This is a genomic window from Anaeromyxobacter dehalogenans 2CP-C (genome assembly GCF_000013385.1).
Taxonomy (GTDB): Bacteria; Myxococcota; Myxococcia; order Myxococcales; family Anaeromyxobacteraceae; genus Anaeromyxobacter; species Anaeromyxobacter dehalogenans_B.
Map to the genome: position 1 here is coordinate 552,049 of NC_007760.1, position 23,483 is coordinate 575,531.

19 protein-coding genes are annotated in these 23,483 nt (G+C 74.2%); 3 read left to right on the forward strand and 16 right to left on the reverse strand.

From position 1 onward, the window contains the following. Positions 1 to 22: 22 nt before the first annotated feature. A complete protein-coding gene (locus tag ADEH_RS02405) occupies positions 23 to 523 on the reverse strand; it encodes a plastocyanin/azurin family copper-binding protein (protein ID WP_011419526.1) in 501 nt (166 codons plus the stop codon). A 135-nt stretch (positions 524 to 658) separates the two neighbouring features. Then, positions 659 to 3,328: a cation-translocating P-type ATPase gene (locus ADEH_RS02410; protein WP_011419527.1), complete on the reverse strand. Its 2,670-nt coding sequence runs from the start codon at positions 3,326 to 3,328 to the stop codon at positions 659 to 661. A gap of 112 nt (positions 3,329 to 3,440) precedes the next feature. On the opposite strand from ADEH_RS02410, the gene ADEH_RS02415 reads away from it, so the two are divergent. After that, positions 3,441 to 4,634 carry a lactate racemase domain-containing protein gene (locus ADEH_RS02415; RefSeq protein ID WP_011419528.1) on the forward strand — a complete coding sequence of 398 codons (1,194 nt, stop codon included), beginning with the start codon at positions 3,441 to 3,443 and terminating at the stop codon, positions 4,632 to 4,634. A 34-nt stretch (positions 4,635 to 4,668) separates the two neighbouring features. Beyond that, positions 4,669 to 5,967, forward strand: a complete 1,299-nt coding sequence (locus ADEH_RS02420; protein ID WP_011419529.1) for a pyridoxal phosphate-dependent aminotransferase — start codon at positions 4,669 to 4,671, stop codon at positions 5,965 to 5,967. 72 nt (positions 5,968 to 6,039) lie between these two features. Here the strand turns inward: ADEH_RS02420 and hypB are convergent, their stop codons facing one another. From hypB to ADEH_RS02480, 12 genes are all read right to left on the reverse strand, one after another. Next, positions 6,040 to 6,885 (reverse strand): hydrogenase nickel incorporation protein HypB, encoded by an 846-nt coding sequence (gene hypB, locus ADEH_RS02425; RefSeq protein ID WP_011419530.1) that lies wholly within the window; start codon positions 6,883 to 6,885, stop codon positions 6,040 to 6,042. Then, the gene (locus ADEH_RS02430; RefSeq protein ID WP_011419531.1) at positions 6,885 to 7,229 is read right to left on the reverse strand and encodes a hydrogenase maturation nickel metallochaperone HypA; all 345 of its coding nucleotides are present in this window, start codon (positions 7,227 to 7,229) and stop codon (positions 6,885 to 6,887) included. The genes hypB and ADEH_RS02430 overlap by 1 nt, the downstream gene beginning before the upstream one ends. A 13-nt stretch (positions 7,230 to 7,242) precedes the next feature. Next, entirely contained in the window at positions 7,243 to 8,268 is a 1,026-nt protein-coding gene (hypE, locus tag ADEH_RS02435; RefSeq protein ID WP_011419532.1) for a hydrogenase expression/formation protein HypE, read from the reverse strand. 16 nt (positions 8,269 to 8,284) lie between these two features. Continuing rightward, complete coding sequence (hypD, locus tag ADEH_RS02440; RefSeq protein ID WP_011419533.1) at positions 8,285 to 9,421, reverse strand: hydrogenase formation protein HypD; 1,137 nt, start codon at positions 9,419 to 9,421, stop codon at positions 8,285 to 8,287. Positions 9,422 to 9,432: 11 nt separating this feature from the next. Beyond that, positions 9,433 to 9,738, reverse strand: coding sequence for a HypC/HybG/HupF family hydrogenase formation chaperone (locus tag ADEH_RS02445; protein ID WP_232287411.1), 306 nt, complete (start codon positions 9,736 to 9,738; stop codon positions 9,433 to 9,435). A gap of 9 nt (positions 9,739 to 9,747) precedes the next feature. After that, positions 9,748 to 12,006: a carbamoyltransferase HypF gene (hypF, locus tag ADEH_RS02450; protein WP_232287412.1), complete on the reverse strand. Its 2,259-nt coding sequence runs from the start codon at positions 12,004 to 12,006 to the stop codon at positions 9,748 to 9,750. 207 nt (positions 12,007 to 12,213) lie between these two features. Then, positions 12,214 to 12,741: a hydrogenase maturation protease gene (locus ADEH_RS02455; RefSeq protein WP_011419536.1), complete on the reverse strand. Its 528-nt coding sequence runs from the start codon at positions 12,739 to 12,741 to the stop codon at positions 12,214 to 12,216. Between the two features lie 93 nt (positions 12,742 to 12,834). Further along, on the reverse strand, positions 12,835 to 14,568 hold the full coding sequence (locus ADEH_RS02460; protein WP_011419537.1) for a nickel-dependent hydrogenase large subunit: 1,734 nt from the start codon (positions 14,566 to 14,568) through the stop codon (positions 12,835 to 12,837). 11 nt (positions 14,569 to 14,579) lie between these two features. Further along, complete coding sequence (locus ADEH_RS02465) at positions 14,580 to 15,827, reverse strand: Ni/Fe-hydrogenase cytochrome b subunit (RefSeq protein WP_011419538.1); 1,248 nt, start codon at positions 15,825 to 15,827, stop codon at positions 14,580 to 14,582. Next, positions 15,824 to 16,777, reverse strand: coding sequence for a hydrogenase 2 operon protein HybA (gene hybA / locus ADEH_RS02470; RefSeq protein ID WP_011419539.1), 954 nt, complete (start codon positions 16,775 to 16,777; stop codon positions 15,824 to 15,826). Before hybA ends, ADEH_RS02465 begins: the two co-directional genes overlap by 4 nt. 5 nt (positions 16,778 to 16,782) lie before the next feature. Then, positions 16,783 to 17,907, reverse strand: coding sequence for a hydrogenase small subunit (locus tag ADEH_RS02475; protein WP_011419540.1), 1,125 nt, complete (start codon positions 17,905 to 17,907; stop codon positions 16,783 to 16,785). 461 nt (positions 17,908 to 18,368) lie between these two features. Next, entirely contained in the window at positions 18,369 to 18,857 is a 489-nt protein-coding gene (locus tag ADEH_RS02480) for a MarR family winged helix-turn-helix transcriptional regulator (protein ID WP_011419541.1), read from the reverse strand. A 130-nt stretch (positions 18,858 to 18,987) separates the two neighbouring features. Here ADEH_RS02480 and ADEH_RS02485 point away from each other — a divergent pair, with 130 nt between their 5' ends. Continuing rightward, positions 18,988 to 20,685 (forward strand): dipeptidyl-peptidase 3 family protein, encoded by a 1,698-nt coding sequence (locus ADEH_RS02485; RefSeq protein WP_011419542.1) that lies wholly within the window; start codon positions 18,988 to 18,990, stop codon positions 20,683 to 20,685. 54 nt (positions 20,686 to 20,739) lie between these two features. Here the strand turns inward: ADEH_RS02485 and ADEH_RS02490 are convergent, their stop codons facing one another. Beyond that, the gene (locus ADEH_RS02490; RefSeq protein ID WP_011419543.1) at positions 20,740 to 22,848 is read right to left on the reverse strand and encodes a TonB-dependent receptor; all 2,109 of its coding nucleotides are present in this window, start codon (positions 22,846 to 22,848) and stop codon (positions 20,740 to 20,742) included. Between the two features lie 104 nt (positions 22,849 to 22,952). Beyond that, a complete protein-coding gene (locus tag ADEH_RS02495; protein ID WP_011419544.1) occupies positions 22,953 to 23,444 on the reverse strand; it encodes a hypothetical protein in 492 nt (163 codons plus the stop codon). Between the last annotated feature and the right edge of the window lie 39 nt (positions 23,445 to 23,483).

Genomic DNA, 23,483 nt, shown 5'->3' on the forward strand with positions numbered 1-23,483 from the left:
CAGGACGGGCGGACGACCGCAGCTAGTAGCCGCCGCCTCCGCCGCCCCCACCGCCACCGCCGCCGCCGCCACCGCCCGGCGGCGGGGGTGGCGGACCCGGCTGGGCGGCCGGGTCGATCGTGATGCTGCCGTTCGGCGTGACCATGCCGCCGAGGTGCGTGGAGCAGTAGTACGGGATCACCGTGCCCTGCGCGGCCGCCGCTGGGATCGTGAAGGTCCGGACGCCGTTGAAGGCGTGCGTGTCGAAGGTGACGCCGTCCACCCCGCCCGGCGTGTAGGCGCCCGGGGTCGCCTCGCTGGTCACCGAGTGCGCCATCGAGTCGTCGTTGATGACGGTGACCGTCGCGCCCGCCGGCACCTTCAGGTCGAGGGGCGAGAACTTCATCCCCGAGATCTCGATGTAGTAGCCGGCCGCCGTCGGGCGCGTGCTCGCGCCGCTGTCCCCGCCGTTGTCCGAGCCCCCGCAGGCGGCGCCCGCGATCGCCGCCGCCGCGCCCATCCACCAGATCCTGCCGTGTCCCATGGTGCACCCCCGCTGCCGGGCCGCGCGGCGTGCGCGGCCACCTCCAGCGCAGCATTCGATGTTCCAGGACACCGGAGCGTTTCCGGGTGGCACAGGGGCGCCCCGTCCGGCATCCGGCGCCGGCGAGGCGCGACCTCACGCGGACGGGGCGGCGCGGCGGACGGCGAGCTTCGCGAGCTCCAGCACGGGCAGCACCGTGAGGGCCGCGCCCGTCACCAGCAGCCAGTCCGCCGCAGGGAGCGCGTACGTGCCGAACGCGGCCCGCAGCGGCGGCAGGTAGACGACCAGGAGCAGCAGCGCCAGCTCCCAGGCGACGGCGAGGTCGAGCCAGCGGTTCGCGAACGGCCGGCGCAGCACGGAGTGACGCTCGGAGCGGAACGCGAACGCCTTCGCGAACTGCACCAGCACGAGCGACATGAAGCACATGGTCATGGCCTCGGCGTCGCTGCGGCCGGAGGCGCGCGCCCAGGCGAACAGGCCCAGGTTGACGAGCGTGGACCAGGCGCCGCCGGTCGCGATGAGCGCCACCACCGGCCGCGTGAAGATCCCCTGGCGCGGATCCCGCGGCGGCAGGCGCATCAGGTCGCGCTCCGGGGGATCCACCGCCAGCGCCAGCGCCGGCAGCCCGTCCGTGGCCAGGTTCACGTAGAGGATCTGCACCGCCGTCAGCGGCAGCGGCAGGCCGAGCAGGGTGGCGGCGGCCATGAGCCCGATCTCGCCCACGTTCGAGGAGAGCAGGTACATGAGGTACTTCTTCACGTTCGCGAAGATGCCGCGGCCCTCCTCCACCGCGCCGACGATGGACGCGAAGTTGTCGTCGGTGAGCGTCATCGCCGCCGCCTCGCGGGTGACGTCCGTGCCGGTGATGCCCATGGCCACGCCGATGTCGGCCTTCTTGAGCGCCGGGGCGTCGTTCACGCCGTCGCCGGTCATCGCCACCACCTCGCCGCGCGCCTGGAGCGCGGTGACGATGCGCAGCTTGTCGGCGGGCGAGACGCGCGCGTAGACCTCGATGTCCTCCACCCGCGCGGCCAGCTCCGCGTCGCCGAGGCGCGCCAGCTCCGCCCCGGTCACCACGGTCCCGGTGCGGAGCAGCCCCAGCTCGGCCGCGATGGCCCGGGCGGTGACCGGGTGATCGCCGGTGATCATCACGACCCGGATGCCGGCCGCGGCGCAGCGCTCCAGGGCGGCGCCGGCCTCCGGGCGCGGCGGGTCGATCATGGCCACCAGCCCGAGCAGCGTCAGGTCCCGGTCGGCCTCGGCGAGGGAGGCGCCGGACCCGCGCGCCACCGCGAGCACGCGCAGCGCCCGCTCCGCCATGCCGCGGACGACCTCGAGCAGCGCGGCGCGGCCGGCCTCGTCGAGCGGCCGCTCCCCGTCGCCGCTCGCCACCCGGCTGCAGGCCGGCACGATCACCTCCGGCGCGCCCTTCGCGAACGCCACAGGCCCGCGCGCGGTGCGGTGCAGGGTGGTCATCCGCTTGCTCTCGGAGGTGAACGGGATCTCGCCGACGCGCGGCGCGCGCGCGTCCAGCTCGGCGCGGTCGAGGCCGGCCTTCAGGGCCGCGACCACCAGCGCCGCCTCGGTGGGATCGCCGGAGACGGTCAGGTCGCCGGAGGGCGTGCGCTCCACGCTGGCGTCCGAGGCGAGCACCGCGCCCCCGAGCAGCGCCAGGAGGGCGGGCGGCGAGTCCACCGGCGCGCCGTCGCAGCGGAAGCCGCCTTCGACGCGGAAGCCGGAGCCGGTCACCTCCAGGGTGCGCCCGTCCACGTGCAGCGCGCGGACGGTCATCTCGTCGCGGGTGAGCGTGCCGGTCTTGTCCGAGCAGATGACCGTGGTGGAGCCGAGCGTCTCCGCCGCCGCCAGCCGGCGCACCAGCGCGTTCCGTCGCGCCAGCCGCTGCACGCCCAGCGCGAGCGCGATCGTGACCACCGCCGGCAGCGCCTCCGGCACCACCGCCACCGCCAGCGCGATGGCGAACACCACCATCTCCAGGAACGGCTGGCCGCGCAGGAGCCCCAGGCCGGCGAGCAGCACCACCACCACCACGGCCGCCCGCGCGAGCTGCTTGCCCACCCGATCCAGCTCGACCTGCAGCGGGGTGCGCGCCGGCTTCACCTCGGCCAGCATGCGGGCGATCGCGCCCAGCTCGGTGCCGGCGCCGGTGGCCACCACCACCGCGCGGCCGCGCCCGTACGTGGCGGCCGTGCCGCCGAACAGCATGTCGGTGCGATCTCCGATGGCGACCGGGCCCGCCGGCAGCGGCCCGGAGGTCTTCGTCACCGGCACCGACTCGCCGGTGAGCGCCGCCTCGTCCGCCTGGAGGTTGACGGCCTCGACCACCCGCGCGTCGGCGGGGATCCGGTCGCCGGCGTGGACGACGAGGAGGTCCCCCGCCACCACCTCGCGCGCCGGGACCTTCCGCTCCGCGCCGCCGCGGATGACCGTGGCGAGCGGCGCGGCCATCCGGCGGAGCGCCGCGAGCGCGTTCTCGGCCCGGTGCTCCTGCACGAAGCCGAGCACCACCGTGAACACCAGGATCGCCCCGATGGTGGCGGCCTCGAGGTCGTGGCCGAGGGAGAGCGAGAGCGCGATCGCGACCATCAGGATCACGGCCAGCACGTTCTCGAGCTGGGCCGCGAGCAGCGCGAGCGCCGGGGCGCGGCGCGCGCGGGCGAGCTCGTTGGGCCCGTGCTCGGCCAGGCGGCGCGCCGCCTCGGCGGGATCGAGGCCGGCCGGTCCGGAGCCGAGCCGCGCGAGCGCGTCGGCGGCGGGGAGCGCATGCCACTCCGGGACGTTCGCCATCGGGCCCCCGGCTGCCTGCGTGATCGCGCCCAGTGTACGGCCCGGGCGCCGGCCCCGCGCCGGAAACCGGGCCCTGCGGCCGGGCGCCGCGCGGGTGCGGTAGGATGGGCGCATGAGCGCGCCCGCGTCCGCCCCCGTCCTGCTCGGCTACGGCACCCGCCCGCTCCCGTTCCCGGCCGGCGTGCCGGCGCGCGTGCTCGCCGCCCCGCCCGCGCCGGCGGTGGCCGACCTGCCCGCCGCGCTGGACGCGGCGCTCGCGCACCCCGAGGGCGCCCGTCCGCTGCCGGAGGTGGCCGGCCCGCGCACGCGGGTGCTGGTGATCGTGAGCGACGCCTCGCGCGACGAGCCGCGCGCCGAGCTGTTCGCGGCGGTCCGGCGTGCGCTCGCGGTGGTCCCCGACGACCACCTCACGCTCGCGGTCGCGAACGGCACGCACGGGCCCGGGCCGCTCGAGGCGCTCGGGCTGCCGGACGACGTGCTCCGGCGCCACCGCGTGGTGAACCACGACGCGCGCGACGAGGCCTCCATGGTGGAGATGGGCCGGACCAGCCGCGGCACGCGCCTGCGGGTGAACCGGTGCGTGGCGGAGAGCGACCTCGTCGTCACCACCGGCCGGGTGAAGCCGCACTACTTCGCCGGCTGGGGCGGCGGCGCCAAGGGGATCTTCCCCGGGCTCGGCCACGACGACGACATCCGGCAGAACCACAAGCTCAAGGCCGACCCCGCCTCCAGCCTGGGCCGGGCCGACGGCAACCCGTGCCGCGAGGACCTGGAGGAGGCGGTCCGGCGGCTCGGGCGCGACACGTACATGCTGAACGTGGTGGAGGCGGGCGGGGTGGTGATGGGGGCGGTGGCGGGCGACGTGCTCTACGCGCACCGCGCCGGCGTGCGCATGGCGCGGCCCTGGTGCGAGGTCGCCGCCGAGCCGGCCGACGTGGTGGTGGTCTCGGCGCCGCTGCCGGTCTCCGGCAGCCTCTACCAGGCCTCGAAGCTGGTCCCGCCGGCGGGGATGCTGCTGCGGGAGGGCGGCGTGGTCGTCGTCTGCGCCGAGTGCCCCGGCGGCGTGGGGCCGCTCCGGACCGTCAACGAGGGCATCTTCCAGCTGGGCGTCCGGCGCTTCCTGCCGGAGCGGTACACGCTGCTCCTCGTCTCGGGCATGCCCGAGGCCACCGTGCGCGAGACCTACGCGGCGTTCGCGCCCTCGCTCGAGGCGGCGCTGGCGAGCGCGCGGGAGATCGTCGGCAAGCCCGAGCCGGACGTCCTCGTCCTTCCGGACGCCGGCGACCTCGTCCCGCGGCGGCGCTGATCGCCTCGCGGGCGCGTGGTAATCTCGCGCTCCCGTGACCGACGAACCCATCCCGCAAGGCGGCAAGCTCTCCTCGTTCCGGCAGGTCCCCCGCACCGGCGTCATCTACGCGACGTCCGAGGCGACCAAGCTCGGCTTCTCGATGCAGGATCCGGACTGGTGCAACCTCGGGCAGGGGCAGCCCGAGACCGGTCCGCTGCCCGGCGCGCCCGACCGCGTCCACGCCGTCGCCGTGTCGGTGGACGACCAGGAGTACGCGCCGGTCGCCGGCCTGTGGGAGCTGCGCGAGGAGGTGGCCGGCCTCTACAACCGGCTCTACCGCCGCGGCCTCCCGTCCCAGTACAAGGCCGAGAACGTCTCCATCTCCGGCGGCGGGCGCACCTCGCTCACCCGCGCCGCGGCGAGCCTCGGGCGCGTGAACATGGGGCACTTCCTGCCCGACTACACCGCCTACGAGGAGCTGCTGGACCTGTTCCGCACGTTCACGCCCATCCCCATCCTGCTGGAGGGGGAGCGCGGCTACGCGTTCACGGTGGACGACCTGCGCCGCGAGGTGACCGGCCGCGGGCTGTCGGCGCTGCTGCTGTCGAACCCGTGCAACCCCACCGGCAAGCTGGTGCAGGGCGAGGAGCTGGCGCGCTGGGTGGAGCTGGCGCGCGAGCTCGAGTGCGCCATGCTGATGGACGAGTTCTACTCGCACTACGTCTGGACCGCGCCGCCGGGCCGGCTGCCGGTGGAGAGCGCCGCGCGGTACGTCGAGGACGTGGACCGCGATCCCATCGTGCTGTTCGACGGCCTCACCAAGAACTGGCGCTACCCGGGCTGGCGCGTCACCTGGACGGTCGGGCCGCGCAAGGTCATCGACGCGGTGGCGAGCGCCGGCTCGTTCCTGGACGGCGGCGGCTCGAAGCCGCTGCAGCGCGCGGCCATCCCGCTGCTCGCCGAGGAGGCGGTGCGCCAGGAGACCGAGGCCATCCACCGCACGTTCGGCGAGAAGCGCCGCCACATGCTGGACGCGCTCGAGACCATGGGCGTGCGCATCGACCGCGCGCCGGACGGCACGTTCTACTGCTGGGGCAACCTCGCCAACCTGCCCGCGCCGCTCAACGACGGCATGGGCTTCTTCCGCGAGGCGCTGCGCCGCAAGGTGATCGTCGTCCCCGGCGAGTTCTTCGACGTGAACCCCGGCAAGCGCCGCGCCCGCCACGTCGCCCGCTTCCGCTCCTACGTGCGCTTCTCCTTCGGGCCCTCGCTGGAGACCCTGGAGAAGGCGTTCGAGCGGCTGGCGGCGATGATCCAGGAGCGGTCGTCGGCGACGGCGTCGGTGGGGTAGGGCGCCCGCCGGGTGCCTCGACTCCGGCCCGCACCGGGTGCGGGCCTACGCTCGGCATGAACGGGCCCGGCGCTAGTGCCGGTGCCCGTGGTCGTGCCCGTGGCCATGGGCATGGCCGTGGGCGTGATCGCCGGCGTCGTGCGCGTGCGCGTGGGTCGTCCCGTCCGCGTGCGTGTGCTCGTGGCCGTGGTCGTGCCCGTGGGCGTGCGTCCGCGGCTGCGCCGGCTTCACGATGGGCCGCCGCAGCTCCTCCAGCCACGCGATCCACCGGTCCATGCCCTCGCCGGTGCGGGCGGACAGCTCGATCACCTTCGCGGTCGGCATGACGTGGGCGATGGCGTCGCGGAGCTTCGGCAGGTCCACGTCGAGGTGCGGGACGAGGTCCACCTTGGAGACGAGCACCAGGTCCGCCGCCTTGAACATCACCGGGTACTTGAGCGGCTTGTCCTCGCCCTCGGTGACCGAGAGCACCACCACGTTCGCCGCCTGCCCCAGGTCGTAGATGGCCGGGCACACCAGGTTGCCGACGTTCTCGATGAAGAACACGTCGGTGTCGCGCCAGGGGAAGTCGTGCAGGCTGCGGTGCACCAGCTCGGCGTCGAGGTGGCATGCCTGGCCGGTGGTGATGGCCTTCGACGGGATGCCCGCCTTCTCGAGCCGGCGCGCGTCGTTGTCGGTGGCGAGGTCGGCGGAGACCGCGCCGAGCCGCCAGCCCTTCGAGGCCGCGGCCTTGGCGGTCGCCTCGAGCACGCCCGTCTTGCCGGCGCCGGGGGAGCCCATGATGTTGAGCGCGAGGACGCCGGCCTCGAGGAAGTGCTCGCGGTTGTGGCGGGCGGCGCGGTCGTTGCCGGCCAGGATCTTCTCGTGCAGCTCCACCGGGACGAGCTCGGGGTCACCGCAGCCGCAGGTCGTGCACATCAGGGCACCTCCATGTCGATGCTGTCGAGGGTGAGCGCGTCCGAGCCCTCGTCGAGCCGGGCCGGGACGTCGCAGGTCGGGCAGCGCAGCACCGCGCCGCGGGCGATGGGGGCGCGGCAGGCCGGGCAGGACCAGCGCGCCTCCAGGCGCTTCAGGGTGAGCGGCGTCTCGGCGCACAGGCTGCCGGCGCGGAACGTCTCGTAGGCGGTGCGGAACAGCTCGGGGTCCACGCCGGAGAGCTCGCCCACGCTCACGGTGAGGCCGCGGATCGCGAGCGCCTGCCGGCGCCGCGCCTCCTGCTCCACGCGCCTGACCAGCGCCTCCACCAGGGAATACTCGTGCATGCGGCTCGCCTGCCTAGCAGATGCGCGGCAGGAGCTCCCCCTCGGGCTCGGCCAGCATGCGCTTGCCGAAGCCGGTGTCGAGGATCACCGCGCCGGGCCGCTCGGCGATGGCGCGCGCGAACACGGTGGCCCGCGCGCCGAGGGGATGGGCGCGGAGCGCGGCCAGCACCTTGTCGGCCGAGCGGGCCCGCACGCCGATGACGGCCTTGCCCTCGTTCGCCACGAGCAGCGGGTCGATGCCGATCATCTCGCCGGCGGCGCGCACCTCGTCGTTGATGGGCAGCGACGGCTCGTCCACCACGATGCCGACGCCGCCCTTGGCGGCCATCTCGTGCAGCACGCCCGCCACGCCGCCGCGGGTCGGGTCCTTCATCGCGACCACGTCCTCGCCGCCGGCGGCGAGCGCCGCGCGCACCAGGCCGTTGATGGGCGCGACGTCGGAGCGGAGGTCGCCCTCGAGGCGCAGGTCGTGCCGGCGCGCCATCACGGCCATGCCGTGGTCGCCGATCGAGCCGGTGACGACGAGCAGGTCGCCGGCGCGCAGCCCGGCGTCCGAGACCACCCGGTCCGCCAGCGCCACGCCGGTGGTGTTGAGCACGAGGCCGTCCACCTGGCCCTTGCCCATCACCTTCGTGTCGCCGGTGACGAACGGCGCGCCGGCCTCCTTCGCCGTCTCGCGCATCGAGGCCACCACCCGCTCCAGGTCGGCGCGCGGGAAGCCCTCCTCGATGATCACCGCGCAGGTCAGCCCCACCGGCTCGGTGGCGCCCATCATGGCGAGGTCGTTCACCGTGCCCGAGACGCTGATCCGGCCGATGTCGCCGCCCGGGAAGAAGATGGGGTGCACCACGTGCGAGTCGGTGGTGATCACCAGCCAGCGGTCGCCCACCCGGATCGCGGCGCCGTCGTCCAGCGCCGAGAGCCCGATGCCGTCCACCGGCGAGGCCAGCGAGAGGAACACGTCCTCGATGAGCTGGCGCATGGCGCGCCCGCCGGAGCCGTGCTTGAGGCCGATCTTCTGCTGCACCTTCGAGTCCATGGGTCTCCGCGCCTTCCTAGCCGACCTTGCGCAGATCGGGCACGCCGCCGTAGGTGTGCCAGATCCGGCACTGCCCCTCCGACGACACCATGCACGCGCCCACCGGCGACTCCGGGACGCAGGTGGTGCCGAACAGCGCGCAGTGCTCCGGGGTGGCGAGGCCGAGCATGATCCGCCCGCAGATGCACCCCTTCGCCTCCTCCTCCGCGGCCGCGTCGCGCACGCCGGCCGTGTCGATGCGGAAGCGCTTGCGGGCGTCGAGCGCGGCGAGCTCCGGCACCAGCTCGAGGTTGCCGCCCGGGACGTCGGCGATGCCGCGCCAGCGGCCGGTCACGGTGCGGAACGCGCGCCACAGCGAGCGCTGCGCCGGGAGGTTGCCCTCCTTCGTCACGCAGCGCGGGTAGACGTTCGCCACCTCCGGCCGGCCCTCGCGGATGAGCTCGGTGAGCTTCACCAGCGCGGCCAGGATGTCGAGCGGCTCGAACCCGGCCACCACCACCGGCGCGCCGGTGCGGGCCGCGAACGGCTCGAAGATCGCCCAGCCGGTGATGATCGCGGCGTGGCCGGCGGCCACGTAGCCCTCGATGTGCGTCTCCTTCGAGGCGGCCACGATCTCCATCGCCGCCGGGACGTACTTGTGCACCGAGAGGATGGAGAAGTTCGGGGGCGGGGAGGCGAGCGCCACCGCCGCGGTCGCGACCGCGGTGGTCTCGAAGCCGCTCGCCAGGAACACCACCTGCTCCTCGGGGTGCGCCTGGGCGAGCTCGACCGCCTGCGAGATCGAGTAGACCACCTCGACCTTGCCGCCGTCGGCCTGCGCGTCGGCGAGCGAGCGCGCGGTGCCGGGGAGCCGGAGCATGTCACCGTACGTGCACACGCGCACGCCCTGCATCGCCAGCGCGACCGCCTCGTCCACCTCGGGGCCGTCGGTGACGCACACCGGGCAGCCCGGGCCCATGATGAGCTCCAGGCCGGGCGGGAGCACCGCGCGCAGGCCGAAGCGGGCGATGGCCTGCTCGTGGCTGCCGCACACGTGCATCACCGACACCTCGCGGCCGATGGCGTCCATGTTGTGGCGGAGCGCCTCGGCGAGCGCGCGGGCGCGGGCCGGATCGCGGAACTTGAGCTGCCGGAAGAGATCGTCGTTCGACATCGCCGGCCCTCCTACTTCTGGTCCTTCCCGGCGGCCATCTCGCCCCGGACGTCGGCGGCCATGAGGTCCTCCTTCGCGCCGGAGACCTCCAGGATCTGGTCGAACAGCGCCAGCGTCTCCTGGACCTCCTCGGGCGGGATGCGCCGGATGGCGAAGCCCACGTGGTTGAGCACGTAGTCGCCCACCTGCACCGGCTCGTCCACGATGTCGAGGCGGAGCGACTTGCGCACGCCGAAGAAGTCCACCGTGGCGTCGAGCCCGTCGATGGCGATGACCTTCCCTGGAACCCCGAGGCACATGTCTTCCGTCTCCTTCACCGGCCCGCGCTAGGCGCGGGCCACCGCGTCGGCGACCACCGCCTGGCCGAGCGCGATCCCGCCGTCGCCGGGCGGCACCTCGCCGTGCTGGTATACCGCGAACTCCCCGTCCAGCCGCGCGCGGATCGCCTCCGCCAGGCGCGCGTTCTGGAAGCAGCCGCCGGTCAGCACCACCGGCAGCCTCCCGGTCCGGCGGGCCGCCCGCCGGACCTGCTCGGCGCCGGCCGCGGCGAGCGCCGCGTGGAACCGGGCCGAGAGCTCGCCCGCCGGCCGGGCCGCGAGCACGTCCGCCGCGAGCGCGCGCCAGAGCGGGCGCAGGTCGAGCGCCTCCACCGGGCCGGACGCGTCGAGGTCGAACGGGTAGGGCGGCGCCTCGTGGCCGTGCGCGGCCGCGTCCAGCGCGAGCGCCACCTGCCCCTCGAAGCGCGCCGACGGCCGGCAGAGCGCGAGCGCCCCGGCGGCGTCGAAGGCGCGCCCGGCGCCGTGGGCGGGCGGCGCGTTCAGCCCGGCGGCGAGCATGCGGCGGACCACCTCCAGCTCCCGCGCCGGCACCCCCGCGAACAGGGGGAGCCGGTCGAGCGGGGCGTCGTCGCCGAACGCGTCGAGCAGCGCCGCGAGCGCGATGCGCCACGGATCGCGGATGGCGCGGTCGCCGCCCGCCAGCGCCACCGGCCGGAAGGTGGCGAGCCGCTCGAAGCGCGCCGCCTCGGCGAGCAGGAGCTCGCCGCCCCAGGACGCGCCGTCGGCGCCGAGCCCGGTGCCGTCCCAGCACAGCGCCAGCACCGGGCCCTCGAGGCCGTGCTCGGCCATGCAGGCGGCGGCGTGCGCGTGGTGGTGCTGGACCTCGACGAGCGGCAGCGACAGCGCCCCGGCGCGCTCGCGCGCCCAGCGCGTGGAGAGGTAGAGCGGGTGGAGGTCGCAGGCGAGCAGCTCGGGGCGGAAGGCGAGGAACGCCTCCAGGCGGGCCACCGCCGCCTCGAACGCCTCGTAGGTCTCGAGGCCGTCGAGGTCGCCCACGTGCGGGCCCAGGGTGGCCTCCTCGCCGCGCGCCAGGCAGCAGGCGTTCTTGAGCTGCGCGCCCGCCGCCAGCACCGGGCGGGCGAAGCGCCGGGCGGTGCGCACCGGGCGCGGCACGAACCCGCGGCTGCGCCGCATGACCATGGGCCGCCCCGCCACCACCCGCGCCACCGAGTCGTCGCAGCGCGAGGCGATGGGCCGGTCGTGGACCAGGTACAGGTCGGCGATGCCGCCGAGCCGCGCCAGCGCCTCCTCGTCCTCGAAGGCGATGGGCTCGTCGGAGAGGTTCGCGCTCGTCATCACCAGCGGCACGCCGGCGTCGGCGAGCAGCAGGTGGTGGAGCGGCGCGTAGGCCAGCATGAGCCCGACGATGGGGCTGCCCGGCGCGAGCTCCGGGGCGAGCGCCGCGTCCGGGCGGCGGCGGCAGAGCACGATGGGGCGCTCGGGGGCGGCGAGCAGCGCCGCCTCCTCCGGCGAGAGCTCGGCGAGCGCCCGCGCGGCGTCGAGGTCCGCCACCATCACCGCGAGCGGCTTCTCCTCGCGGCGCTTCCGCTCGCGCAGCGTCCGCACCGCGGCGGGCGCGCTCGCGTCGCAGGCGAGGTGGTACCCGCCGAGCCCCTTCACCGCGGCGATGCCGCCGGAGCGCAGCGCGGCGGCGCAGTCGCGGATCGGGTCGGCGGAGGGGAGGGGCGCCCCGGCGGCGTCGCGCAGCGAGACCTTCGGGCCGCACGCGGGGCACGCGTTCGGCTGCGCGTGGAAGCGCCGGTCGAGCGGGTCGCCGTACTCGCGCGCGCAGGCCGGGCACATCCGGAAGCCGGCCATGGTGGTGGCGGGCCGGTCGTACGGGACGCCCAGCGCGATGGTGAAGCGCGGGCCGCAGGCGGTGCAGTTCGTGAACGGGTAGCGGTGGCGGCGGTCGGCGGGGTCGGAGAGCTCGCGGAGGCACTCGGGGCAGGTGGCGAGGTCCGGCGGGATGGCCACCCGCCGCTCGGCCGCCCCGCCGCTCTCCACGATCTCGAACCGCGCGGCCGGCTCGGCGGGGATGGGCTCGGCGCGCAGCGCGGCGATGGAGGAGGCCGGCGGGCGATCGCTCACCAGGCGGGCCTGGAACGCGTCCAGCGCGGCGCGGGGGCCGAACGCCTCGATGGTCACGCCGGCGGCGTCGTTGCGGACGCGGCCGGTCACGCCGGTCTGGTGCGCCAGCCGGTAGACGAACGGCCGGAAGCCGACGCCCTGCACCGTGCCGCTCACGGCGATCCGGCGCCCTTCGCCGGCGCGGTCCGGTCCGCCGTCTGTGGTCCGCTGCGTGGTCATGCGCGCGGCGCGTGCGCCTGGGCCTTCCGTGCTGGGGCGGCGCGAGCTTACCGCCGCGCGTTTCGCCGCCGCAACGCGCGGCGGCCACCCGGTGATCAACGTCCGTTTGCCCGGCGCGCATTCCCTGCGGGCGCGCGCCCGGCGCTACCCGGCCCGGCCCTTCTCCCACCACAGGTCCGGCTCGACCGGCGGGTCGCGGGGCCGCGGCGCGACGCCCAGCGCCCGCAGCTCGGACAGCACCTGCTCGACCGCCGCCGGCACCGCGGCCTGCACCGAGGGAGAGAGCGCGCAGCCGAGGTCGGTCCGCTCGGCCACCACGCCCACCAGGCGCACCGTGGCCGGGCACACGCCCATGAACTCCGCGTTCATCACGGCCTCGCGCAGCCCGGGCTCGTGCGGGCTCACCGCCAGCACCGGCGAGCGCTTCACCAGGTCCTCGCGCGAGTACGTCCGCAGCTCGCCGGGCGCGGCGCGCGCCTTCACCGCGTCCACCAGGATGGCCGCGTCGAGGCCGGCGAAGTAGGCGGTGAGGTCGAGGCCGGGCGTGCCGGCGTCCACCACCTCGACGCCGGGCAGCTCCCAGCGCGCCTCCAGCACCTTCACCACGTACGGCCCGACGGCGTCGTCGCCGGTGAGCACGTTGCCGATGCCGAAGACCGCGATGCGCGCCACCCGCGCCTCCTCCCCGCCGCGGCGGGGCTCCCGAAAAGGCCGATCCCGTCCCCGGCGGTCGGGGACGGGATCGGATGTACCACTCGACGCGGGCTACAGCACCTTCACCCGGGCGATCTCGTCACCCTCCGCGTCCACCGTGTGGATGGCGCAGGCGAGGCACGGGTCGAACGAGTGGATCGTGCGGAGCGCCTCGAGCGGCAGCTTCGGATCGGCGATGGGGTTGCCGACGAGCGACTTCTCGTAGGGCCCGAGGGTCCCGCTCGCGTCGCGCGGGCCGGCGTTCCAGGTCGAGGGCACGACGCACTGGTAGTTCTTCAGCTTCATGCCCTTCTTGTCGGCCTCGATCACGCACCAGTGCGAGAGCGTGCCGCGCGGCGCCTCGTGGAACCCGACGCCCTTGTAGATGCCGGGCTTCAGGTTCGCCATCGGGTCCACCCAGATGCGCGTGTCGCCCTTGCCGATGTTCTCGACCAGGAGCTTCCACTGCTTCTGGGCCATCTCGGCCATCATGGCCGCGCGGATGGCGCGCGCCGCGTGGCGGCCGAGCGTGGAGTGGAGGTGCGCCGGGGTGAGGTCGATCTTGTGGATCGCCTTCACCGCGCCGATGGCCGCGGTGGCCCACCGGGTGGTGGGCTCGTGGCCGGAGGCGAGGCCCACCAGCACGCAGGCGAGCGGCCCGACCTGCACCGGCTTGCCCTCGAGGCGCGGCGCCTTCACCCAGGTGTAGCGGTCGGGCGCGGGCGTCTCGTGCTTCCACTCACCGGCGAACTTCGGCTTGTCGTCCTCCTCCCACGGGCCCTTGGCCCAGGCGCCGTCGTAGTGGGCGTGCGCGATCGACTCCGTCACGTTCTGCTTCAGGTAGTCGTCGTTCCAGCCCGCCAGCTTGTGCGCCAGCTCGAGCTTGCCGTTCCAGAGCACGCCGCCCGGGATGTCGAACTTCGACATCTTCTCGTCCAGCGGGAGCTCGGGCACCGAGAGGTAGTTCGTCACCCCCGCGCCGTACTTGAACCAGTCCGGGTAGAAGCCGCCGATGGCGGCGACGTCGGGCAGGTAGCACTGCTGCACGAAGGTGGCGACCTCGTCGATGAGGGTCTTCACCTGGTACAGCTTCTCCATGTTCAGCGCGGCCGGGCTGTCCAGGTTGATGGCGTTGGCGACGCCGCCCACCGCCAGGTTCTGGATGTTCGGCGTCTTCGAGCCGAGGATCGCCACCGCCATGTTGGCCTTGCGCTGGATCTCCAGCGCCTGGAGGTAGTGCGCGACCGCGAGCAGGTTCACCTCCGGCGAGAGCTTCATCGCCGGGTGGCCCCAGTAGCCGTTGGTGAAGATGCCCATCTGGCCGGCCTTGACGAAGCCCTCGAGGCGCGCCTTCACCGCCGCGAGCTCGTGCTTCGAGTTGCCCGGCCAGCTGGAGATCGACTCGGCGAGCTGCGCCGCCTTCACCGGGTCGGCCTTCAGGGCGCTGGTCACGTCCACCCAGTCCAGCGCGGACAGCTGGTAGAAGTGGACGATGTGATCGTGCAGCGTGTGCGCCGTGACGATCAGGTTGCGGATGAGCTGCGCGTTCAGCGGGATCTCGAGGCCGAGCGCGTTCTCCACGCTGCGCACCGAGGCGATCGCGTGCACGGTGGTGCACACGCCGCAGATGCGCTGGGTGAAGATCCAGGCGTCGCGGGGATCGCGGCCCTGGAGGATGGTCTCGATGCCGCGCCACATGGTGCCCGAGGACCATGCGTTCTTGACCGCGCCCCCGTCTACCTCGACGTCGATGCGGAGGTGACCCTCGATGCGCGTGACCGGGTCGATGGTGATGAGCTTGCTCATTTAGGCACCCCTCAGTGGCCGGAAGCGGCCCGGACCTCGCCGCGGCCGATCGTTGACTTCTTCCCCTGGTCTACGACGACGACGGGGAACAGACGGGAGATGAAGACGAAGATGGCCATGCCGACCGCGGCCATGCCGACGGTGACGATGGTCTCGCCGACGGACGGGAAGTAGTCCCACCCCGCGGCGATGGACTTGCCGTCGGCGGTCCAGCCGGCCGGGCGGTACATGGTCATGTACGTGTCGGCGCGGTAGACGGCGCCGGCGAGGATGGCCAGCAGCGCGGCGCCGAACAGCTTGCCGCGGTTCCGCTGGACGCCCGGCATGACGAACATGACGGCCGGCGCGATGAACAGCGCCATCTCCACCACGAACAGGAAGGTGGCGAAGTCGGCGCCGAGGAACCTGAGCTTGCCGTGCAGCACGATGTCGCCGAGGCGGAGCACCACGTACAGCAGCAGGAAGCCCGCGTTCACCTTCGACATGCTGGCGAACAGCGCCTGGTCCTGCTTCGCGTTCCAGTTCAGCCGCAGGATGTTCACCAGCACCACCACCGCGCCGTAGCCCATCGACAGGCAGGAGACGAGGAACAGGGTGGGGAGCAGCGCGGTGTGCCAGAGCGGGTGGAGCTTCGGGCCGGCGATGAGGTACAGGCCGCCCAGCGAGCTCTGGTGCATGGTGGGGAGCAGGATGGCGAGCGCGATGATGTACGGCATCGCCTTCGCCATGCGCGCGCCCCAGCGCTTGCCGATCGCGGACCAGCGCGGCGACTTGCTCTGGGCGGCGCCGTCGAAGATCGCCGGCAGCACCTCGATCCAGAGGACCATCACGTACATCATCACGCAGACCGCGACCTCGAGGAGCGCGGAGCTGAGGTTCCACCACGGCACGATGGGCAGCGTCACGGCGTTCCAGTAGCGGCCCAGCGCGATCATGATCGAGCTGCCGCCCAGCGTGTACGCGATGGCGCCGAGCAGCACCGCCGGCCGCACCAGGCCGTGGTACTGGCCCTTGTTGAGCAGGTAGCACAGGAGCCCGACGCCGTAGGCGCCGGCGCCGATGCCGGTGAAGACGACGACGTTGATCGGCTCCCAGATGCCCCAGGTGAAGCCGTCGGTCATGTTCGAGACCGAGCCGATGCCGGTGACGAAGCGGTACGCCATCACCAGGGCGGAGACGCCGAAGACGGCGAGCAGGATCTTCATGAGGGGGTCGAGCATCTTCCCCCCGATGGCCTGCGGGTGGTCGTGGCCGCTCATCGCTTGCCCTCCTCGCCGTGCTCGGCGGCCTCTTCCTTCTTCTTGTTGCGGTTGATGACGAAGGCCATCGCCGCGTACAGCGCGATCGGCGTCACGCCGTACAGGTACGGTGCGTGCGAGACGCTCTCCGAGAACTCCGCCTGCGAGCGCTCGGGCAGGTCGGGCAGGCCGAGGTCGTGGAACTGGACGCCCGCGGCGGCGAGGTACAGCACCTGCGTGCCGCCGCCGTCGTGCTCGCCGTAGACGTGCGGGTTGTAGCGCTGCGGGTCGGCGGCGACGCGCCGCTTCGCCTCCGCGAGCAGGTCCTTGCGGTAGCCGAAGACGACCGCCTCGCGCGGGCAGACCTCGCAGCAGGCGGGGTTCGCGACCGCGAGCGGGCCGGACTTCTGCTCGTCGCGGCGGTGCCGGCAGAGCTCGCACTTCACGATGGCCGGGAACGCCTCGAACCACTCGAACTTCGGGACGTTGAAGGCGCAGCCGATCTGGCAGTAGCGGCAGCCGACGCAGGTCCACTTGTCCCAGAGGACGATGCCGGTGCCCTTCTTCTCGCCCTTGAAGTCGCGCTTCCCCTCGCCCTCCTTGTGCAGCGCGCCCAGCATGCAGACGGACACGCAGGAGGGATCCACGCAGTGCATGCACTGCTGCTTCATGTAGTGCTGCGTGTCGCCGGCGGGGAACGCCTTGATGACGTTCTTGGTGGTGCTGTTCAGGTCGTTCGGCGCGTCGTAGACGCCGCCGTTCGCCTCCACCTTGTCCTCGGGGAGCTTGTTCGCCACCTTGCAGGCGCTCTGGCAGGCGCGGCAGCCCACGCAGAGCGTCGAGTCGAACAGCATCCCCACCGCGTCGGGGAGCGGCTCGATCTCGTGCCGGGCCTCCGCCGTGGCCGGGATGGCGACGGCGGCTCCCGCGGCGACCGCTCCCTTGAGCAGGTCTCGTCGAGAGATGGTCATCGGGGCTACTCCTTCCCGTCTGCGTCGTCGGCGGCCGCCATCTTCCGGGAGGCCACCACACCCGCGCCGACCAGGGCGCCGATCACCGCGCCGCCCAGACCGACCGCGACCGGGCTGCCGCCCACCACGCCGTGCTCGGGGTGGATGGCCGGGTAGGCCATCGGGGCGGTGGGGTGCTCGATGGGCAGGTTCTGGTTGATGGGCACGTTGAAGACGATGCCCTGCTCGGTGCAGCCGACGCACGGGTGGCCGATGCCGATGGGCCACGCGCCCGGCACCTCGCAGAACGAGAGGAGCGAGCAGTTGGCGTGCGTCTGCGGCCCCTTGCAGCCGATCTTGTAGAGGCACCAGCCGTTGCGGTGGCCCTCGTCGCCATAGGCCTGCGCGAAGCGGCCGGCGTCGAAGTGCGGGCGCCGCGGGCAGTCCTCGTGGATGACGCGGCCGTAGGCGAACGCGGGGCGGCCCTTCTCGTCCAGCTTGGGCAGCGTCCCGAACGTCGCGAACTGCAGCACGGTGCCGAGGAGGTTGTACGGGTTCGCCGGGCAGCCGGGGAGCGTCACCACCGGCTTCTTGATCCCCTTCTCCCTCAGGATCTCCGGCGCGCCCACCGCCTGCGTCGGGTTCGGCGCCGCCGACGGCACGCCGCCCCAGCTCGAGCAGGAGCCGATGCAGATCACCGCCGCCGCCTTCTCGGCGCACTCGACCAGGGAGTCCACCGCGGTCTTGCCGCCGACCATGCAGTAGATGCCGTCGTCCTTCTTCGGGATGGCGCCCTCGACCACGAGCACGTAGCCGCCCGCCTTCTTCGCGGACTCGAGCGCCTCCTCGATCTGCTTGCCCGCCGCGGCGAACAAGGTCTCGTGGTAGTCCACCGAGACGAGGTCGAGGATCAGCGCGCCCACGTCCGGGTGGCTCGTCCGCAGGAGCGACTCGGTGCAGCCGGTGCACTCCTGGAAGTGGAGCCAGACGACCGACGGCTTCTTCTTGCCGACGTTCTCCGCCATCTTCTCGCCGGCCCAAGCGGGCAGGCCGACCGCGGCGGCAGCGACGCTGCACACCTTGATGAAGTCACGGCGAGAGACGCCCTTGGTCTCCGGGCCGCTGATCATCTGGGAGCCGATATTGTCCATTCCGTCCTCCGGGTGCGCGCGAGACTATCGCCCCGGATTGGAATTGCAACGCGGCAAAATTGCGGAAGGAAACGGGATTCCCGGCGGCGCACGATTTGCGGAGAGGTCGATGGGACGATCCACCGCAGGCGCGCCGGCGCGCACCGAGCGGACGCGTCCAGAATTGACGGCCATCAACGCCGACCCGGACAGAACCGCGCGGAGACCCCGAAAAATGGCATTTCTGGACTCCGCGACGCAACATTGACCAGTCCGGTCGGATACAAAATTTGCGCGCGCTCCGGGATCGAAAAAAATCCGGCCTCGCCCCCGCGGTCGAGCGGATCCGGGGCGCAGGACCGGATCGTCACGCACCGAGAGTGCGGGACCGTCGGGGGAGACCGGAAGGCGTGAATTGACCATCGGTGAGCGCAGAACGCGGCAATCCCGCGGCGCGGGAAAGGCCGGGGCGTCGCGCGCGCTCAGCCCGCGCGCGCGGCGCGGCCGGTCCGCCGCCCGGCGCCGGCGTCCGCGGGCGCCACGCCCAGCGCGGCCAGGTTCTCGATGAGCCTGCGCAGCCCCGAGCGCAGCGCCTCCACCTCGGCCGGCTCCATGCCGCGGAGCGACTCGGCGTGGTAGCGCGCGGCGTCCTCGGCGACCCGGCGGGCCAGCGGCTCGCCCTTCGCGCTCAGGAACAGCCGTGCGCGGCGGCGGTCCTCGCGATCCGGGCGCGCCTCCACCAGCTTGCGCTTCACCAGCTCGCTCACCAGGCGCGAGCCGGCCGGCGGGTCGAGCAGCATCGCCGACGCGAGCGCTCCCGGCGCCAGGCCGGGCTCGTGCAGCAGCCAGTACAGCGCCCAGTACTGCTGCACGGTCAGCCGCAGCCGGCTCGCGCGCGGGCCGACCACCTCGCGGATGCCTTGCCGCGCCGCGAGGACGAGCAGGCCGATGCTGGGGTCGGGGAGCGGCACGCCGCCAGTAGAGTCCGGCCGCCGAGGGCGGGTCAAGGCGAGCGGTCCGCACCTCGCCGGGGCGGCCGCCCGCCTGCCCGCCCCCCGGCGCGGCGCCGGTGTAGAACTGGGGCCTCCTGGAGGACATCGCATGAACGCCTCGTGCTTCCCGTACGCCTCGCTGCTCGCCTCGATCGCCGTCCTCACCGCCGCCGCGCCGGGTCCAGCGCGCGCCGCCGAGGCGGCGCCCCCGGGCGTCGCCTCGCTCCGCCGCGCCGAGGCCCGCTTCGCGCCGGTGGACCTGAAGGTGGATCTCTCGAAGCTGCCCGCGTCGGAGCGCACGGCGCTCGCCCGCCTGGTCGAGGCCGGCCGGATCATGGACGCGCTGTTCCTGCGGCAGGTGTGGGCCGGCAACGAGGCGCTGCTGCTCCGGCTGGTCGAGGATCGCAGCCCGCTCGGCGAGGCGCGGCTCCGCCTGTTCCTGCGCAACAAGGGCCCGTGGGACCGGCTCGAGGAGGATCGCGCCTTCCTGCCGGGGATCCCGGAGAAGCCGCAGCAGGCGAGCTTCTACCCGGCGGGCGCCACGAAGGACGAGGTGGAGCGGTGGGCGGCCGGGCTCGCGCCCGAGGAGAAGGACCGGGCCATGGGCTTCTTCACCACCGTCCGCCGCGACGCGGCCGGCAAGCTCGTGGCGGTGCCGTACAGCCTCGAGTACCAGGGCGAGCTGGCGCGCGCGGCGGCGCTGCTGCGCGAGGCGGCCGCGGCGACCCAGGACGCGGGGCTGCGGACGTTCCTCGAGGCGCGCGCGGCGGCGTTCGTCGGCAACGCCTACCGCGACTCCGACGTGGCCTGGATGCGCCTCGACTCGGCGGTGGAGCCGACCATCGGGCCCTACGAGGTCTACGAGGACGGCTGGTTCAACGCCAAGGCGGCGTTCGAGGCGTTCATCGGCGTGCGGGACGACGCCGAGACCGCGAAGGTGGCCCGCTTCGCCGCCGAGCTGCAGGGCATCGAGGACGCGCTGCCCATCGACGCGGCCTTCAAGAACCCGAAGATCGGCGCGCTCGCGCCCATCCGCGTGATCAACGAGGTCTACGCAGGCGGCGACGCCGCCAAGGGCGTGCAGACCGCGGCCTACAACCTCCCGAACGACGAGTGGGTCACGAGGACCATGGGGTCGAAGCGGGTGATGCTGAAGAACGTGCAGGAGGCGAAGTTCCAGAAGGTGCTGCAGCCGGTGGCGCGCCGCCTGCTCTCGCCGGCGGACCGGGCCCACGTCGCGTTCGACCCGTTCTTCACGCACATCCTCATGCACGAGCTGGTGCACGGGCTCGGCCCGCACCACGCCACCGTGAACGGCCAGGAGGTCACGGTGCGCGCCGCGCTGGCGGAGACCTACAGCGCGCTCGAGGAGGCGAAGGCCGACGTGGCGGGGCTGTTCGCGCTGGAGAAGCTGCTCGACGACGGCAAGCTCGACCGGCGGATGCGCGACACGCTCTACCCCACCTTCCTCTGCGGCGCGTTCCGCTCGATCCGCTTCGGGCTGAACGAGGCCCACGGCAAGGGCATGGCCATCCAGATCAACTGGCTGCTCGACCACGGGGCGATCGTGGCGCGCAAGGACGGGACGTTCGCGGTGGACGGCGCGAAGATGCGCGACGCCGTCGCCGGGCTCACCCGCGAGATCATGACCATCCAGGCGAAGGGCGACCGCGCCGCCGCGAAGGCCATGCTGGAGAAGCTGGGCGTGGTCCGGCCCGAGGTGGCCCGCGCGCTCGCGCGGATCGAGGACCTGCCGGTGGACATCGCGCCCCGGTTCGTCACCGCCGACGCGCTCACCGCGCGGTAGGCCGGGACGGGCCGCTCCCGCCCCGGAGGGCGAGAGCGGCCCGGTGGCGCCGGCCTAGAACGCGTACTGGACGTTGGCGTACAGCGTCCGCCCCGGCTCCGGCACCTTCACGCCGGCCGCGAACGGATCCCGCAGGTAGGACAGGTGCTCGGCATAGGTCTTGTCGAGCAGGTTGCGCACGCCCACGAACGCCTTCAGGCCGCGCCACTCGGCGCCCGCGCGCAGGTTCGTGATGAACCACGCGGCGGTGGGCCGCTCGCCGAGCGCCGGGTCCACCCGGTCCTGCCGCGCCGCCCACTGCTCCTCCGCCTCGGCGAAGAAGCGGCCGTCGTCCCACCGCAGCGACGCGCTCGCGCGCAGCGGCGGGATCTCGGCGAGCGGCGTCCCGGCGGTCTCGTTGCGGGCCCACACGTACGCGACCGCCGCGCCGGCGTAGAGCCGCAGCGGCAGCGCCAGCCGCGCCGAGGCCTCGCCGCCCACCCGGCGCGCGCTGACGCCGGCGTAGGTCTTGGCGGTCGCGCCGCCCGGCAGCGCCAGCGGCACCAGCGTGATCTCGTCGGCGAGCCAGGCGTGGAACACCTGCGCCTTCGCGAGCAGCCGGTCGGCGGTGAAGCGCAGCCCCGCGTCCAGCTCGTCGCTGCGCGTCGGGCGGAGCGACGGATCGCCCACCCAGGCCGGCTTCCCCATCAGCCCCGCCAGCGCCATGTAGCGCTCCTGCGGGTCCGGCAGGCGCGTGCCGTGGCCGTACCCCGCGAACAGGGTCAGGCCGCGCGCCGCCTCCCAGTCGAGCTGGACGTTGCCGGCGAGGAGCAGGTCGGTGCGGGAGCGCTCCGGCGACGAGCCCGGCCGCCAGGTGGCGTAGAAGTCTCGCCGGTCCACGCCGGCGTACGACTCGGCCACGTCGAGGCGCGCGCCGGCGGTGGCGCGCAGCGACGGCGCGAGCGCGCGGCGCAGCTCGGCGTAGACGCCGCCGGTGGTCTGGGTGACGTCGGGGATCGACGCCTCCCCGACGTACGGCTGGCCGGGCATGGCGCGCCGCACGCGGATGGTCTCGTTGTCCCAGTTGCGGACGACGAGGTCGGCCCCGAGCCTCGCGTCGAGGGCCGCGTCACCGCCGCCGAGGCTCGCCTCCAGCTTCGCGCCGAGCGTGCGGGTGCGCGCCTCGGTGCGCATCGACCAGGCCTCGGCCAGCCCGCCGGCGCAGGCGGCTGGGTCCGCCGCGGAGCTGCAGCGGTCGCGGTCGTCCATGTCGTGCGCGACCCGCGTCCAGTAGAGCTGCGCCCGCGCCGAGGCGAGCGGCCCGATCGCGCCGGCGCGCCAGGTCGCGTTCACCCGGTCGGTGTCGTCCCGGATGCCGTCCATGAGCAGGTACGGGTACAGGACGTCGTCCGCCTCCTGGCGCGTGTAGGCGAGCTCGAGCTGCTGCCCCTCCGCCGGCACCAGACCCACCTTGGCCCAGCCGCTCCGGACGTCGTACGCGGTCTGGTGGTCCGAGGTGTCCCGGTAGCGGCCGGTGCTGGTCGCCGGGATGATCTCGGTGATGTTCCGCCCGTCGCCGGCCAGGTAGGGGTCGCTCCGCTTGAACGCGCCGCCCAGCAGCAGCGAGGCGCGCCCGCCGCCGTAGGACGCGACGGCGCTGCTCTCCGCGGCGCCGAACGAGCCCGCGCCCACGTTCACCTCCGCGCCCGGCCCCGGGCGCGCGCCGCGGGTGCGCACGTCCACCACGCCGCCGAGCCCGCCCGGCTGGCTCACGTCGAACGGCCCGCGCCGCACCTCCACGCCGTCCACCTCGGCCCAGTCGAGGTGGAACGCGGGCGGGTCCATGCGCGACGGGCAGGCGCCGTGCGTGCGCGTGCCGTCCACCAGCACGTTCACGTCGTCGCGCTTCAGGCCGCGCAGCACCACGTCGCTCGCGATGCCGGCCTTGCGCACCTTGCCGACGCCGAGCGCCTGCTCCAGCGCCTCGCCCAGGTCCCGGGCCGGCGTCTCGCGCACCTCGCGTACCTCCAGCCCGTCGGCGCGCGGCTCGCGCCGCGACTTGACCACGATCTCCTCCAGCAGCACCTCGGTGCGCGGCTCCGCCGCGGGCTCCTCCGCCGCGCCGGGCGCGGGCAGGAGCGTCAGCGCGGCCACGAGCCGCGCGAGCTTCCAGTTCAGGGACATCGGTCCTCCGGACACACGGGTACACGTCCGCCGCGCGCACGCCGGCTCGCGCCGGCGGCCGCGGCCGCAGGTTCACGGTTCGTGATGGTGCGGGGCGCGCCCGGTCAGAGGGCGCGCGCGGCGGGCGGCCTCGGCGGCGGGACGGCGGGGCGGGGCGCCCGCTCCGGCGCCACGGCGGCCGGGGTCGGGCAGGGGGTGCGCCACTCCGCCAGCGCGAGCGCCGGCCGGGCGGGCACCGAGAACGGATCGAGGGCGCCGGGGGCGGCCAGCCCGCCCTCCGGATCGCCGCAGGTCGGCAGGAGCCCCGGCAGCGCCGCGCGCCGCGCCCGCTCCTCCTCCTGCGCCGCCGCGCGGCGGGCCGCGTCGCGGTGGCAGGGGGGCAGGTCCTCGGGCCGCGCCGCCTTCCGCGCGCGCCGCGCCTGGGCGTTGCAGATCGCGCAGGCGCACAGGTGATCCTCGCCGTGGGCGCGGCACGAGCACCGGTGCGGCCCGGAGACCGGCCGGGCCGGCAGCAGGCGCACGCCGCCCGACAGCGCCAGCGCGAGGAGCGCGGCGGCGACGCGGGCGGCGGGGCGGCCGGCGGCGGCGGCGAGCATGGCCCCGCCACTGTCGCGGCCGCGGCGGCCGGACGCAAG